Here is a 13,804-nt window from a genome sequence, read left to right as displayed (position 1 = left end):
GCGTGGCTGGGGACTCCGTCCCCCGCCGCCGGTCCGCGTCCGCCGCGATGGCCCGCCTGACTCTCGGACCCGCCTGACTCTCCGGATCCCTCTGACCGGATCCCTCTGCCTTTCCGGATCCCGCTTGACTTTCCGGAGCTCCTTCCACCACCCTTTCACTACTCAATTAGTGAAAGGGTGGTTGACCGAGTGGTCGAGTACCGCATCGACCGGCACAGCGGCGTGGCCACCTACGTCCAGATCGTCCAGCAGACCAAGCAGGCCCTGCGGCTCGGGCTGCTGGAGCCGGGCGACAGGCTGCCCACGGCCCGTGAGGTCGTCGAGGCCACCGCCATCAACCCGAACACCGTGCTCAAGGCCTACCGCGAGTTGGAGCGCGAGGGCCTGGTCGAGGCGCGGCGCGGGCTCGGCACCTTCGTCCGGCGCTCGCTGGGCGCCGCGCCGGCCGACTCGCCGCTGCGCGGGGAGCTGGACGCGTGGGCGGCGAAGGCCCGCGCGGCCGGGCTGGACCGGGACGACGTGGCCGCACTCTTCACCGCCGTACTCGACAAGCACTTCCAGAAGCACCTCCAGGGGGATCCCTCATGACCGACACCTCCGTGGCCCTGGCTGCCGACGCGCTGGGCAAGCGCTTCGGCCGCCGGGGAGGCTGGGCCCTGCGCGACTGCTCCTTCCGGCTCCCGGCCGGCCGGGTCTGCGCCGTGATCGGACCCAACGGGGCGGGCAAGTCCACGCTGTTCGCGCTCGCCGCGGGCCTGCTCGCGCCCACCGAGGGAACGGTCACCGTCCTCGGCACCCGGCAGGGCGAGGCCCGCCCCCGCGTCGGCTTCGTCGCGCAGGACAAGCCGCTGTATCCGCAGCTCACCGTCGCCGAGACGCTCCGCATGGGCGCCGACCTCAACCCCGGCCGCTGGGACGAGCAGGTCGCACAGCCGATCGTGGCCGCCGGTGATCTGGACCCGCGCAGCAGCGTCCGCGCGCTCTCCGGCGGCCAGCGCACCCGCCTCGCCCTCGCACTCGCCCTGGGCAAGCGGCCCGAACTGCTGCTCCTGGACGAGCCGATGGCCGACCTGGACCCGCTGGCCCGGCACGAGCTGATGGGCGTGCTGATGGGGCGGGCGGCCGAGGACGGCACCACGATCGTGATGTCCTCGCACGTGATCGCCGACCTGGAGGACTCCTGCGACCACCTGCTGCTGATCGACGCGGGCCGGGTCCGGCTGGCCGGGGAGATCGACGAGCTGCTCCAGGCGCACAGCCGCGTCGCCGCGCCTGCGGGGGCCTCCCTCGATCCGCACACCGTCGTCGAGTCGCGCACCACCGGCCGTCAGCTGTCCGCGCTGATCCGCCCGGCCGGCCCGCTCCCCGGCGACTGGCGCTCCGACGCGCCCACCCTGGAGGACCTGGTCCTGGCCCACCTGCGCAACCCGCAGGCCCCCACCCTCGCACCCGCCCCAGCCCGGGAGACCGCCGCGTGACCACCCCGACCGCCCCGACCGCCCCCGCGCCTCACCTGGTGAGGTGGCTGATACGTCTGCACCGGCCGGCCCTGCTCGTGGGGACGGCGTTCGTCGTCGTGCTCGGTGCCACGCTGCTGTGGCTGTGGGGCCCGCTCACCGACGGCGCGGTGACCGCCTGGCGGCGGTACGACGCCTGCGCGACGGTGGGCTCCTGCAGCTACGGCCAGTACGCGATCCTCCTGTACAAGGACGTCTACCAGTACGCGACCTTCGCCCTCCTCGCGGTCCCCTTCCTGGTGGCCGCCTGGGCGGGCGCCTCCCTCGTCGGCCGTGAGCTGGAGCAGGGCACCGCCCGGCTGGCCTGGACGCAGGGGGTGTCCCCGCAACGCTGGCTGGCCGCGAAACTCGCCGTCCCGGCGGTCCCGGTCGCCCTAGGCACCGGGCTGCTGGTCCTGCTGCACCACCTGATGTGGTCGGCGGGCGACGGCCGGATCGGCACCGCCAAGGACTGGTACAGCGGCGAGACCTTCTACGCGAACGGCACGGTGCCCGTCGCCCTGGCCCTGGCGGGCCTGGCCGCCGGCGCCCTGCTGGGCCTGCTCACGGGCCGTTCGCTCGCCGCACTGGGCGGCGCCCTCGGCTTCACGGGCCTGCTGTGGCTCGGCACCCAGCTCCTGATGCCCCACCTGTGGCCCACCGTCACCCGCGTCAGCAGCCTGCGCGACGGTCCGAGGGGCTCGGGCCTCGGCGTGGAGCGGGGTCTGCTCACCTCGAGCGGCGCCCGCGTCGGCGACCAGGGCTGCGTCGACGGCGCCACCCCGCAGTGCCGTGCCCTCTTCGACAACCTGGACGCTGTCGGCCGCTACCACGACTACCACCCCGAGTCTCACTACTGGCCGCTGCAGTTCACGACGAGCGCCGTCCTGCTCGGGGGCACCGCCCTGCTCACGGTGGCCGCGTTCCGCGTGCTGCGCCGCCGGACCACCGGGCCCACGGCCGTGCCCGCGTCCGCACCCACGCCCGCGCCCGCCGTCGAGAAGGCCACCGTATGAGTGCCACAGCCCTACGGCGTCTGCCGTGCACGGTCCTGCGGCCGCACCGCACGGCACTGATCGTGTGGGGCCTGGCCCTGGCCGCCGCCTTCCGCCTGCTGCGCCGCCGCTCCGCCTGACCGCGGCCCCGCCCCCCGTACGTCCCTCCACGGGGGGCGGGACGTACGGTGGCGTCGGCCACCGGCGCCGCCCGGATCCCCCGGGAGGCGCTGCCAGACGTTCCCCCGGGCCCCGGGAGCCACCGCCAGACGTCCCCCCGGACCCCCGGGAGCCGCCGCCAGATATCCCGCACGCCATGTCGCCGTAACCATTGGTTCAGACGGGCTTGCGAGGCTCGTCGGATGAAGCCCGTCGTGCCAGAGCCTTCGCCTCCCCCCGAGGGGATCGCGGGGAACGGGGACGCCCACGTGACCCGCGCGATCCCGCCCGCGCTGTCCGACGCGCCCGTATCGCTCGTGGCGCGGAACAATGGGCACATGAGCCAGCAAGACACCCAGGCACAGATCCAGCACGCGCAGCCCTCCGTGGGTTCCATAGCCGCGCACCGCCCGCACACCGTGTCGGCGGCCGTCTCCGACCTGGAACCCGACATCGACGCCGACCTCGACGCGTACGAGGAGGCGCCCTTCGACGGGCCCCAGCTTCCGCAGGGACGTTTCCTCGACCGTGAACGCAGCTGGCTCGCCTTCAACGAGCGGGTCCTCGAACTCGCCGAGGATCCCGAGACGCCCCTGCTGGAACGCGCCAACTTCCTGGCGATCTTCGCCAGCAACCTGGACGAGTTCTTCATGGTCAGGGTGGCCGGTCTCAAGCGCCGTATCGCCACCGGAGTGGCCACCCGGTCCGCGTCCGGCCTCCAGCCCCGCGAGGTGCTGGAGATGATCTGGGCCCGCTCCCGCGAACTCATGGCCCGGCACGCCGCCTGCTACCACGAGGACGTCGCCCCCGCCCTCGCCGAGGAGGGCATCCACCTGGTCCGCTGGAACGAGCTCCAGGAAAAGGAACAGGCCCGCCTGTTCACGCTCTTCCGGCACCAGATCTTCCCCGTGCTGACGCCGCTGGCGGTCGACCCGGCGCACCCCTTCCCGTACATCTCCGGCCTGTCCCTGAACCTGGCCGTCATCGTGCGCAACCCGGTCACCGGGCACCGCCACTTCGCCCGCGTGAAGGTGCCGCCGCTGCTGTCCCGCTTCCTGGAGAGCTCCCCGGGCCGCTACGTCCCCCTCGAGGACGTCATCGCCGCCCACCTGGAGGAGCTGTTCCCGGGGATGGAGGTCCTGGAGCACCACGCGTTCCGCCTCACCCGCAACGAGGACCTGGAGGTCGAGGAGGACGACGCCGAGAACCTCCTGCAGGCCCTGGAGAAGGAGCTCATGCGGCGCCGCTTCGGGCCGCCGGTGCGGCTGGAGGTCGAGGAGTCCATCGACCGCGAGGTCCTGGACCTCCTGGTGCGCGAGCTGAAGATCAGCGAGGCCGAGGTGTATCCGCTGCCGGGTCCCCTGGACCTCACCGGCCTCTTCCGTATCGCCTCCATCGACCGGCCCGAGCTGAAGTACAAGAAGTTCATCGCCGGCGTCCACCGCGACCTGGCCGAGGTCGAGTCGGCGTCCGCGCCCGACATCTTCGCGTCCCTGCGCGCCCGGGACGTCCTGCTCCACCACCCGTACGACTCCTTCTCGACGTCGGTGCAGGCCTTCCTCCAGCAGGCCGCCGACGACCCGGACGTCCTCGCCATCAAGCAGACCCTGTACCGGACCTCGGGCGACTCCCCGATCGTCGACGCGCTCATCGACGCCGCCGAGTCCGGCAAGCAGGTCCTCGTCCTGGTCGAGATCAAGGCCCGCTTCGACGAGCACGCCAACATCAAGTGGGCGCGCAAGCTGGAGGAGGCCGGCTGTCACGTGGTCTACGGCCTGGTCGGCCTGAAGACCCACTGCAAGCTGTCCCTGGTGGTCCGTCAGGAAGGCGACACGCTACGGCGGTACAGCCACGTCGGCACCGGCAACTACCACCCGAAGACGGCACGGCTGTACGAGGACCTCGGCCTGCTCACCGCGGACCCCCAGGTCGGCGCGGACCTCTCCGACCTGTTCAACCGCCTGTCCGGCTACTCCCGCCGGGAGACCTACCGCCGCCTCCTGGTGGCGCCCAAGTCCCTGCGCGACGGCCTCATCGCGCGGGTCAACAAGGAAGTCCAGCACCACCGTGCCGGACGCCCCGCGTTCATCCGCATCAAGGTCAACTCGATGGTGGACGAGGCTCTCATCGACTCCCTGTACCGCGCGTCCCAGGCAGGCGTGCCGGTCGACGTCTGGGTGCGCGGCATCTGCGCGGTCCGCCCCGGCGTCACGGGCCTGTCCGAGAACATCCGGGTCCGCTCGATCCTCGGCCGCTTCCTCGAACACTCCCGCGTGTTCGGCTTCGGCAACGGCGGCGAGCCCGAGGTGTGGATCGGCAGCGCCGACATGATGCACCGCAACCTCGACCGCCGTATCGAGGCGCTGGTACGGGTCACCGACCCGGCCCACCGGGCGGCACTCAACCGGCTGTTGGAGACCGGCATGTCCGACGCCACCTCCTCCTGGCACCTCGGCCCGGACGGCGAGTGGACCCGGCACGCGACGGACGCGGACGGCCAACCCCTGCGCAACGTCCAGGAGATGCTCATAGACGCCCGGAGGCGCCGGCGTGGCACAGCAACACCTTGACCCGACGGATCCCCGGTCCAGGCACGTCGGGCCGTCCCCCACTCCCGGCTCCGCCGGGACCGGAGGGGCCCCCGTCGGGGACGCTCTCGCGGACTACCTGCGGGCCCAGGCCACGGAGTTCCTGCGTGCCCTGCGGCTGCACCGGGAGACCGGCACCACCGCGGGCGGCCCGAACGGCGCCGCCGGCCCGGAGGACCCCGTCGACGCGGCCCGCGCCCTGCGCCGCGCGGTCCGCCGCATCAGCGGCAGCCTGCACACCTTCCGCCCCCTGCTCGACCCGGACTGGTCGGAGTCCATGCGCCCCGAACTGGCCTGGCTGTCCGGCACCTTGGCCATGGAACACGCCTACGCGGCCCGCCTGGAACGCCTGTTGCTGGCCCTGCACAGGCTGTCCGGGGCGGTGTTCCCGGCCCAGCCGGCGGTCGGCGCGGCTGTGGGCAGTCGCTCCGCCGGGGCGGAACCCGGCGCCGCCGGACCCGCGGCCCACCCGGTGACACCGGACCGCGGCAACCTGACAGTGGGCGCGGCGAAAGCAGGCGCCCTCCTCGAACGCCAGCTCACCCTCGCCCGCACCCGATCCCACAGCACCGCCCTCCAGGCCCTCGGCTCCTCCCGCTTCCACGCCGTCGCCGACCACATCGCCGTACTCGCCAGCGAGGTCCCCCTCACCCCCGCCGCGACCACCACCGACCTCCGTCCCCTGGCGTCCGCCGCCGAGGGCAGACTCACCGACGCCGTCACCGCCCTGCCCCTCGTCACCGCGGGCCACCCCTACAACGCGGAGGCCCTGATCCACGGCCTCTCCCCCGACCCGGCCCCGCATCCCCAGGACGCCCCCTGGCACCAGGTCCGCCTCCTGCTGCGCCTGCACCGCTACGCCCACGAGGTCCTCCAGGGAGCGGACGCGCCCGTGAACGTACGCCTGCTGACCGCGGGGCAGGCCCTGGACCGGCACCGTGACGCCTCCGAGGCGGCGGCGGCCGCGGCACAGGCGGCCAGGACCCCGCGCATCGCCCCGGCGACGGCGTACGCCCTCGGGGTGCTCCACGCCGACCAGCGGCACGAGGTGGAGGCGGCCCGCTTCGCGTTCCAGCAGTCGTGGCAGAAACAGACGGTCGGCACGCCCTGACCCTGATCCAGGAGGCGGCGAACGACATGACCTATCCGAAGGAAGCCCCCGTCCGAGCGGCCGGCTGCGTCCTGTGGCGCCGCTCCCCGGTCGACGGCGAGCTGGAGATCTGTCTCGTCCACCGGCCGAAGTACGACGACTGGTCGCACCCGAAAGGCAAGTTGAAGCGCGACGAGGACCAACTCGCCGGTGCCCGCAGGGAGGTCGCCGAGGAGACGGGGTACAACGCGGCGCCGGGAGCCGAGCTGTCCACGGTCCGCTACGTGGCGAACGGCCGCGCCAAGGAGGTCCGTTACTGGGCGGCCGAGGCCACCGGGGGCGCGTTCGTCCCGAACGACGAAGTGGACCGTATCCTCTGGCTCCCGCCGACGGCCGCCCGCAACCGCCTCACCCAGCACCGCGACCGGACCCTCGTCGACGAGCTCCTTGTCCGGGTGTTCGAACGCACGTAACGGCACCTGTTCATCCGGGTGTTCGAACGCACGTAACGGCACCTGTTCACAGGGGAACCTGCCCGGCGAGCCGGCAAGCCCTGCCCGCGAGCCCCGGCCCCTACCCCCGCAGATGCCCCTCGGCATCCGCCCGGGCCTGACTGCGGGCTCTGCGCGCCGGACCGCGCCAGCCGCAGGTGCAGCGCGCCAGGCAGAAACGGCCCTGCTCGACCGTCCGCGCGTGGTGTGCCGGTCCGTCAGGAGTCGGGGTCGTGCTGTCCTGCTGCGCCACACCGACAACGTTACCCAGCCCGGGTAAAGCCCCGGTGTGCGCGTGACGAGGCCTGCTACCCGTCGTTAACCGGAACGACAGGAAGCCCGCGACGGACGGGCCGGCTGGGGGTAGACAGGCGATGGCTGAGCGGCAGAGGCGCACGGGCGGTGCGGTCGTCGTGGCGGGACTCGTGCTCTGTGTGTGCGTCGGCACCGCCGGCTGCTCCGGCAGCGGGGCCGCCGCCGAGGACGCGCGCTCGGCCGACCCGGTCGAGACCCTGCGCCGGGTCGCCGACACCCTGGTGGACGCCGGGAGTTCCAAGGCCCGTACGTCGATGGAGATGGCCACCGGCGGCACCCGCGTCACCATCCGCGGCGAGGGCGTGTACGACTACCGCAGGCAGCTGGGGCGCCTGAAGGTGCTGCTGCCGCCGGATCCGGCGGGCACCAGTGAGCACCGGCCGATCACCGAACTCCTCGCGCCGGGCGCTCTGTTCATGAAGAACCGGGGTGCCGGAGTACCCGCCGACAAGTGGGTGCGGGTCGACACCGCCACCCTCTTGGACGGCAACCTCGTCACCGGCGGCGTCACCGATCCGCTCGCCGCCGCCGAGGTGCTGCGCGGGACGCGGACGGCGACGTACGTGGGCGAGACCCAGCTGGCGGGGACGGCGGTGCGGCACTACCGGGGGACGGCGGATCTCGCCAGGGCGGCCGAGGAGGCGTCCGAGGGGAACCGGGGGCCGCTCGCGTCCGCGGCGAAAGGGTTCGCCTCGGCCGAGGTGCCCTTCGACGTCTATCTCGACGACGAGGGACGTGTCCGCAAGGTCAGGCACCGGTTCAGCTTCGTCGGCGGCGAGCACAACGGGAACGTCGCGGTCGCCTCGACGACCCTGCTCTACGACTTCGGGACGCCGGCGCACGTACGGTTGCCGGCGGCCGGGGACATCTACGCGGGGCGGATCGCCGAGGAGTGAAGGTTCTGCACGGACTCGTGACGGACGTCAAGAACTAGCCCTTCCGTGCCATGCGCGGTGCGTGGACCGCTCCCTACTCTAGGAAGTCGGTGACGGCAGAGACGAGGTGATGCGCGTGGCTCCGGTCGGCGGTACGGCAGTTCAGGACCACGTGGCCCTCGCCGAGATAGAACTGTGCGGCGAGCTGATCATCGCGGCCTCGGCCGCCGAGGACCGGCTCAGCCTGGAGAGCATCGACGAGGTCCTGAGGGTGGCCGAGGAACGCGCCTCCGGCGAGTGAACCCCCGGCGGCCCGGCGGGAGGTCCCCGAGCGGCCCGGAGAGTAAGCCCCGCACGCCCGACCGGGGAGCCCCCGTGACGCCGGCCACTAAGTCCCCGGCGGCCCGGCCAGGGAGCCCCGGACGCCCGGCGAGTAAGCCCCGGCGGCCCGACCAGCGAGCCACCGGCGGCCCGGTGAGAGGGCCGGTCCGCCGACCCGCTCACCTCACGCTTCTTTTCGGCCACCCGGGCTCCCAGCCGCCGGCGATCATGTCGCCTTCGACACCCGGCGCGCAGGCCTTCCCGGCCCCCGCGCCTCAGGTCCGCAGCAGCCGGCCGATCGCCTTCGTCGCCTCCTCCACCTTCGCGTCGATCTCGGCGCCGCCCTTGACGGCCGCGTCGGCGACGCAGTGGCGCAGGTGTTCCTCCAGGAGCTGCAGGGCGAAGGACTGCAGGGCCTTGGTGGAGGCGGACACCTGCGTGAGTATGTCGATGCAGTAGACGTCCTCGTCGACCATCCGCTGCAGTCCGCGGATCTGGCCCTCGATGCGGCGCAGCCGCTTGAGGTGCTCGTCCTTCTGCTTGTGGTATCCGTGCACGCCCCGGTCGTGGTCCGTCACGACGTCCGGCGCTGCCGCCGCCCCGCCGGAGGGCGTTTCCACGCCGGCCTCGGTGGTCGTCATCGCGTCCTCCAGACGTATACCCCTATTGGGTATATGGTACCGAACTTTGCGGGGTAGACGGCCTGCGGGCGGCCCCCGTGCCGAGCAGTCTGCCCGATGGGCGACACTGGGGGACGGCCCAATAGCCGTGGCCGGATGATGCGCCTAGCATCACCCTGACCGAAACCGATGCACCCCGAGGACCCCTTGTGCGCTTTCGTCTGACCCCCAGGGAGACGAGCTTCTACGACATGTTCGCCGCGTCCGCGGACAACATCGTCACGGGCTCGAAACTCCTCATGGAACTGCTCGGGGCGGACACCTCCGCCCGGGCCGAGATCGCAGAGCGTATGCGGGCCGCGGAACACGCGGGTGACGATGCCACGCACGCGATCTTCCACCAGCTGAACTCCTCCTTCATCACGCCCTTCGACCGCGAGGACATCTACAACCTCGCGTCCTCCCTCGACGACATCATGGACTTCATGGAGGAGGCCGTCGACCTGGTCGTCCTCTACAACGTGGAGGAACTGCCCAAAGGCGTCGAGCAGCAGATCGAGGTGCTGGCACGGGCGGCCGAGCTGACCGCCGAGGCGATGCCCAACCTGCGCACGATGGAGAACCTCACCGAGTACTGGATCGAGGTCAACCGTCTGGAGAACCAGGCCGACCAGATCCACCGCAAGCTGCTCGCCCACCTCTTCAACGGCAAGTACGAGGCCATCGAGGTGCTGAAGCTCAAGCAGATCGTCGACGTGCTCGAGGAAGCGGCCGACGCGTTCGAGCATGTGGCGAACACGGTGGAGACCATCGCCGTCAAGGAGTCCTGACCTCTTCATGGACACCTTCGCGTTGATCGTGACCATCGGGGTCGCGCTCGGATTCACATACACGAACGGCTTCCACGACTCGGCGAACGCCATCGCCACGTCGGTCTCCACGCGCGCCCTGACCCCGCGGGCCGCCCTGGCGATGGCCGCGGTGATGAACCTCGCGGGCGCGTTCCTCGGCAGCGGTGTCGCGCACACCGTCAGCAAGGGACTGATCGAGACGCCCACCGGCTCCAAGGGGATGGGCATCCTCTTCGCCGCACTGACAGGCGCCATCGTCTGGAACCTCGTCACCTGGTACTTCGGTCTGCCGTCGTCCTCGTCGCACGCGTTGTTCGGCGGCATGGTGGGCGCGGCTCTCGCGGGCGGTACGGACGTCATCTGGTCCGGGGTGCTGGACAAGGTCGTCATCCCGATGTTCATCTCGCCCGTCGTGGGCCTGGTGGCCGGCTATCTGGTGATGTGCGCGATCCTGTGGCTCTTCCGCAAGGCCAACCCGCACAAGGCCAAGCGCGGATTCCGGATAGCCCAGACGGTGTCCGCGGCCGGCATGGCGCTCGGGCACGGTCTGCAGGATGCCCAGAAGACGATGGGCATCGTGGTGATGGCGCTTGTCATCGGCGACGTTCAGGGCGCGGACGATCCGATCCCGGTATGGGTGAAGATCGCCTGCGCCCTGATGCTGTCGCTCGGGACGTACGCGGGCGGGTGGCGCATCATGCGCACCCTCGGGCGCAAGATCATCGAGCTGGACCCGCCGCAGGGCTTCGCCGCCGAGACGACCGGCGCGTCGATCATGTTCGTCACGGCGTTCATCTTCAAGGCGCCGATCTCCACCACCCACGTCATCACCTCCGCGATCATGGGCGTCGGCGCGACGAAGCGCGTGAACGCCGTGCGCTGGGGTGTCGCCAAGAACATCGTCCTGGGCTGGTTCATCACCATGCCGGCGGCGGCGATCGTGGCGGCGGTGGCGTTCTGGCTCGTGAACCTGGTGATCCTGTAGCCGTCGGGGGCCCGCCCCCACGGTGACAAAGAGGGGCCCGCCCCCCGGAAACCGGGGGGCGGGCCCTTTCTTCCTCGCGGTGGCACCGCCATGCAGCACCGCGAGGGGTCATGAACCGCGTCGGCTCAGCCGAAGCGGCCGGAGATGTAGTCCTCCGTGGCCTGCACCGACGGGTTGGAGAAGATCCGCTCCGTCTCGTCGATCTCGATCAGCTTGCCGGGCTGCCCGACCGCCGACAGGTTGAAGAACGCCGTACGGTCCGACACCCGCGCCGCCTGCTGCATGTTGTGCGTCACGATGACGATCGTGAAGCGCTCCTTCAGCTCACCGATGAGGTCCTCGATGGCGAGCGTGGAGATCGGGTCCAGGGCCGAGCAGGGCTCGTCCATGAGCAGCACGTCCGGCTCCACGGCGATCGCCCGCGCGATGCACAGACGCTGCTGCTGACCACCGGACAGACCGGAACCCGGCTTGTTCAGGCGGTCCTTCACCTCGTTCCAGAGGTTGGCGCCCTTGAGCGACTTCTCGACGACGTCGCCGAGCTCGCTCTTCTTGTAGTTGCCGTTGAGCCGCAGCCCCGCCGCCACGTTGTCGAAGATCGACATGGTGGGGAACGGGTTCGGCCGCTGGAAGACCATGCCGACCTCGCGGCGCACCGACACCGGGTCTATGCCCTGCCCGTACAGGTCCTCGTCGTCCAGCAGCACCTTGCCCTCGACCCGGCCGCCGGGGGTGACCTCGTGCATCCGGTTCAGCGTGCGCAGGAACGTCGACTTGCCGCAGCCGGAGGGGCCGATGAAGGCCGTCACCGAACGCGGCTCGACCGTCATCGAGATGTCCTCGATCGCCTTGTGAGATCCGTAGTAGGCGGTGAGCCCGCTTACGTCGATTCGCTTGGCCATGTCTCTACTTCACTTTCAGATCAGTCGCCGATGGCCGCGTCAGCGACCGGTCTTCGGGGCCTTCCAGCGGGCGATCCCGCGAGCCACCATGTTGAGGATCATCACGAACGCGATCAGCGTCAGCGCCGCCGCCCACGCACGGTCGTACGCCGCGCCAGAGCCCTGGCTGTTCTGGTACTGCTGATAGATGTACAGCGGCAACGACTGCTGCGCACCCTCGAAGGGGTTGGTGTTGATGAGCGAGTTGCCCCACACCAGCAGCAGCACGGGCGCGGTCTCGCCCGCGATTCGGGCGACCGCCAGCATGATGCCGGTGGTGATGCCGCCGATGGAGGTCGGCAGGACCACCTTCAGGATGGTGCGCCACTTCGGGACGCCGAGCGCGAGGGAGGCCTCGCGCAGCTCGTTCGGGACGAGCTTGAGCATCTCCTCCGTGGAGCGGACCACGACCGGCATCATCAGGATGGCCAGCGCCAGCGAACCGGCGAAGCCGAAGGGCTGCATTTTGAACATCAGCATGATGCTCAGGATGAACAGACCGGCGACGATCGACGGGATACCGGTCATCACGTCGACGAAGAACGTGACGGACCGGGCCAGGTTGCCGCGCCCGTACTCGACCAGGTAGATCGCGGTGAGCACACCGATCGGGGCGGCGATCAGCGTGGCGATGCCCACCTGCTCCAGGCTGCCGATGATGGCGTGGTAGATACCGCCGCCCGGCTCGGTGTCGGAGATCAGGCCCATCGAGTGGGTCAGGAAGTAGACGTCGAGGACCTTCACACCGCGCGAGACGGTGGTCCACACCAGGGAGACCAGCGGTACCACGGCGAGCAGGAAGGCGACCCAGACCAGCGAGGTCGCGATCCGGTCCTTGGCCTGGCGGCGGCCCTCGACCCGGGCGGAGATCGCATACGTACCGAGGACGAAGAGGATCGCGGCGATCAGGCCCCACTGGATCCTGCTGTCCAGGCCGGCGGCGAGGCCGATGCCGGCCGCGACGGCGACGGAGCCGACGGCGATGGCGTACGGCGACCACTTGGGAAGGCGGGCCCCGCGCAGGGTGCTGGGGCGCTTGTCGGCGACTGCGGTGCTCATGCGTTGGCCCCCGAGTACTCCTTGCGGCGGGCGATGATCATCCGCGCCGCGCCGTTGACCAGCAGGGTGATGACGAACAGGACCAGACCGGAGGCGATCAGAGCGTCCCGGCCGAGTTCGCTGGCCTCGCTGAACTTGCTGGCGATGTTCTGGGCGAAGGTGCCGCCGCCCGGGTCGAGCAGGCTGGCCTGGATGTCGAAGGTGGGGGAGAGCACGGTGGCGACGGCCATCGTCTCGCCGAGCGCGCGGCCGAGGCCCAGCATCGAGGCGGAGATCACGCCGGAGCGGCCGAAGGGGAGCACCGCCATGCGGATGACCTCCCAGCGGGTGGCGCCGAGGGCGAGGGCCGCCTCCTCGATCATCTGCGGAGCCTGGCGGAAGACCTCGCGGCTCACGTTGGTGATGATCGGCAGGATCATGATCGCGAGCAGGATGCCGACGGTCAGCATCGAGCGAGGCGCACCTTCCTGCCAGGAGAAGATGCCGGTCCAGCCGAGGTACTTGTCCAGCCAGCCGAACAGGCCGGTCATGTTCGGCACAAGGATGAGGGCGCCCCACAGGCCGTACACGATGGACGGCACGGCGGCGAGCAGGTCGATCACGTAGGCGATCGGACCGCTCAGCCTGCGCGGGGCGTAGTGGGTGAGGAAGAGCGCGATCGCGACGGCGATCGGGACCGCGATGACCATCGCGATGATCGAGGAGACGACCGTGCCGAACGCCAGGACGGCGATGCCGAACTTCGGCGGCAGCACGCCTGTGTTCCACTCGAAGGTCGTCAGGAAGTTGGCGTCGTCCTTGCCGATCGCGATCGAGGCGCGGTAGGTGAGGAAACCCGCGATCGCGGCCATGATCACCAACAGCAGGATGCCCGACCCGCGGGAGAGACCGAGGAAGATCCGGTCACCGGGTCGGGTGGCGCCACGGGCCGCGCGCTTCTGCTCGGCCACGGTCGGCTGCGGGGTGGGGGGAGGGGCTTCGGTGTTCTTTGTGGTGATGTCCATCGGGTTCTCCGGTC

Annotated in this window: 15 protein-coding genes; 11 read left to right on the top strand and 4 right to left on the bottom strand. The window is 70.8% G+C overall.

All coding sequences use genetic code 11. The annotated features are described in order from the left end of the window. Nucleotides 1-189: 189 nt before the first annotated feature. The 9 genes from ACIBK3_RS40690 to ACIBK3_RS40650 all read left to right on the top strand — a co-directional run bounded on the left by ACIBK3_RS40690 (nt 190) and on the right by ACIBK3_RS40650 (nt 8,310). Complete coding sequence (locus tag ACIBK3_RS40690) at nt 190-588, top strand: GntR family transcriptional regulator (protein WP_399373326.1); 399 nt, start codon at nt 190-192, stop codon at nt 586-588. Further along, on the top strand, nt 585-1,478 hold the full coding sequence (locus tag ACIBK3_RS40685) for an ABC transporter ATP-binding protein (protein ID WP_399373131.1): 894 nt from the start codon (nt 585-587) through the stop codon (nt 1,476-1,478). Before ACIBK3_RS40690 ends, ACIBK3_RS40685 begins: the two co-directional genes overlap by 4 nt. Beyond that, nucleotides 1,475-2,512 (top strand): ABC transporter permease, encoded by a 1,038-nt coding sequence (locus ACIBK3_RS40680; RefSeq protein ID WP_399373130.1) that lies wholly within the window; start codon nt 1,475-1,477, stop codon nt 2,510-2,512. The genes ACIBK3_RS40685 and ACIBK3_RS40680 overlap by 4 nt, the downstream gene beginning before the upstream one ends. Further along, nucleotides 2,509-2,631, top strand: coding sequence for a hypothetical protein (locus ACIBK3_RS40675; protein WP_399373129.1), 123 nt, complete (start codon nt 2,509-2,511; stop codon nt 2,629-2,631). The genes ACIBK3_RS40680 and ACIBK3_RS40675 overlap by 4 nt, the downstream gene beginning before the upstream one ends. Nucleotides 2,632-2,853: 222 nt before the next feature. Further along, nucleotides 2,854-5,220 (top strand): RNA degradosome polyphosphate kinase, encoded by a 2,367-nt coding sequence (locus ACIBK3_RS40670; RefSeq protein WP_399373128.1) that lies wholly within the window; start codon nt 2,854-2,856, stop codon nt 5,218-5,220. After that, nucleotides 5,201-6,349: a CHAD domain-containing protein gene (locus tag ACIBK3_RS40665; protein ID WP_399373126.1), complete on the top strand. Its 1,149-nt coding sequence runs from the start codon at nt 5,201-5,203 to the stop codon at nt 6,347-6,349. The genes ACIBK3_RS40670 and ACIBK3_RS40665 overlap by 20 nt, the downstream gene beginning before the upstream one ends. A 26-nt stretch (nt 6,350-6,375) precedes the next feature. Continuing rightward, nucleotides 6,376-6,801, top strand: coding sequence for an NUDIX hydrolase (locus tag ACIBK3_RS40660; RefSeq protein ID WP_399373324.1), 426 nt, complete (start codon nt 6,376-6,378; stop codon nt 6,799-6,801). A gap of 392 nt (nt 6,802-7,193) precedes the next feature. Continuing rightward, the gene (locus tag ACIBK3_RS40655; protein WP_399373124.1) at nt 7,194-8,030 is read left to right on the top strand and encodes a hypothetical protein; all 837 of its coding nucleotides are present in this window, start codon (nt 7,194-7,196) and stop codon (nt 8,028-8,030) included. Between the two features lie 109 nt (nt 8,031-8,139). Next, entirely contained in the window at nt 8,140-8,310 is a 171-nt protein-coding gene (locus ACIBK3_RS40650) for a hypothetical protein (RefSeq protein ID WP_399373122.1), read from the top strand. Nucleotides 8,311-8,605: 295 nt separating this feature from the next. On the opposite strand, the gene ACIBK3_RS40645 is transcribed toward ACIBK3_RS40650, so the two are convergent. Further along, a complete protein-coding gene (locus tag ACIBK3_RS40645) occupies nt 8,606-8,971 on the bottom strand; it encodes a metal-sensitive transcriptional regulator (RefSeq protein WP_399373120.1) in 366 nt (121 codons plus the stop codon). Between the two features lie 188 nt (nt 8,972-9,159). Here ACIBK3_RS40645 and ACIBK3_RS40640 point away from each other — a divergent pair, with 188 nt between their 5' ends. Both ACIBK3_RS40640 and ACIBK3_RS40635 read left to right on the top strand, forming a co-directional pair. After that, nucleotides 9,160-9,780, top strand: coding sequence for a DUF47 domain-containing protein (locus ACIBK3_RS40640; protein ID WP_399373118.1), 621 nt, complete (start codon nt 9,160-9,162; stop codon nt 9,778-9,780). 7 nt (nt 9,781-9,787) lie between these two features. Beyond that, nucleotides 9,788-10,786, top strand: a complete 999-nt coding sequence (locus ACIBK3_RS40635; protein ID WP_399373117.1) for an anion permease — start codon at nt 9,788-9,790, stop codon at nt 10,784-10,786. A gap of 125 nt (nt 10,787-10,911) precedes the next feature. On the opposite strand, the gene pstB is transcribed toward ACIBK3_RS40635, so the two are convergent. From pstB to pstC, 3 genes are read right to left on the bottom strand one after another with little or no spacing between them, the layout of a single operon-like run. Further along, the gene (pstB, locus tag ACIBK3_RS40630; protein WP_399373115.1) at nt 10,912-11,688 is read right to left on the bottom strand and encodes a phosphate ABC transporter ATP-binding protein PstB; all 777 of its coding nucleotides are present in this window, start codon (nt 11,686-11,688) and stop codon (nt 10,912-10,914) included. Between the two features lie 39 nt (nt 11,689-11,727). After that, nucleotides 11,728-12,786, bottom strand: coding sequence for a phosphate ABC transporter permease PstA (pstA, locus tag ACIBK3_RS40625; protein ID WP_399373113.1), 1,059 nt, complete (start codon nt 12,784-12,786; stop codon nt 11,728-11,730). Then, entirely contained in the window at nt 12,783-13,790 is a 1,008-nt protein-coding gene (pstC, locus tag ACIBK3_RS40620; RefSeq protein WP_399373111.1) for a phosphate ABC transporter permease subunit PstC, read from the bottom strand. Before pstC ends, pstA begins: the two co-directional genes overlap by 4 nt. Between the last annotated feature and the right edge of the window lie 14 nt (nt 13,791-13,804).

The organism is Streptomyces sp. NPDC050287 (assembly GCF_044459385.1).
Classification (GTDB): Bacteria; Actinomycetota; Actinomycetes; order Streptomycetales; family Streptomycetaceae; genus Streptomyces.
Note: the sequence above shows the minus strand (reverse complement) of the source record. Positions and strands in the feature narration are given on the sequence as shown.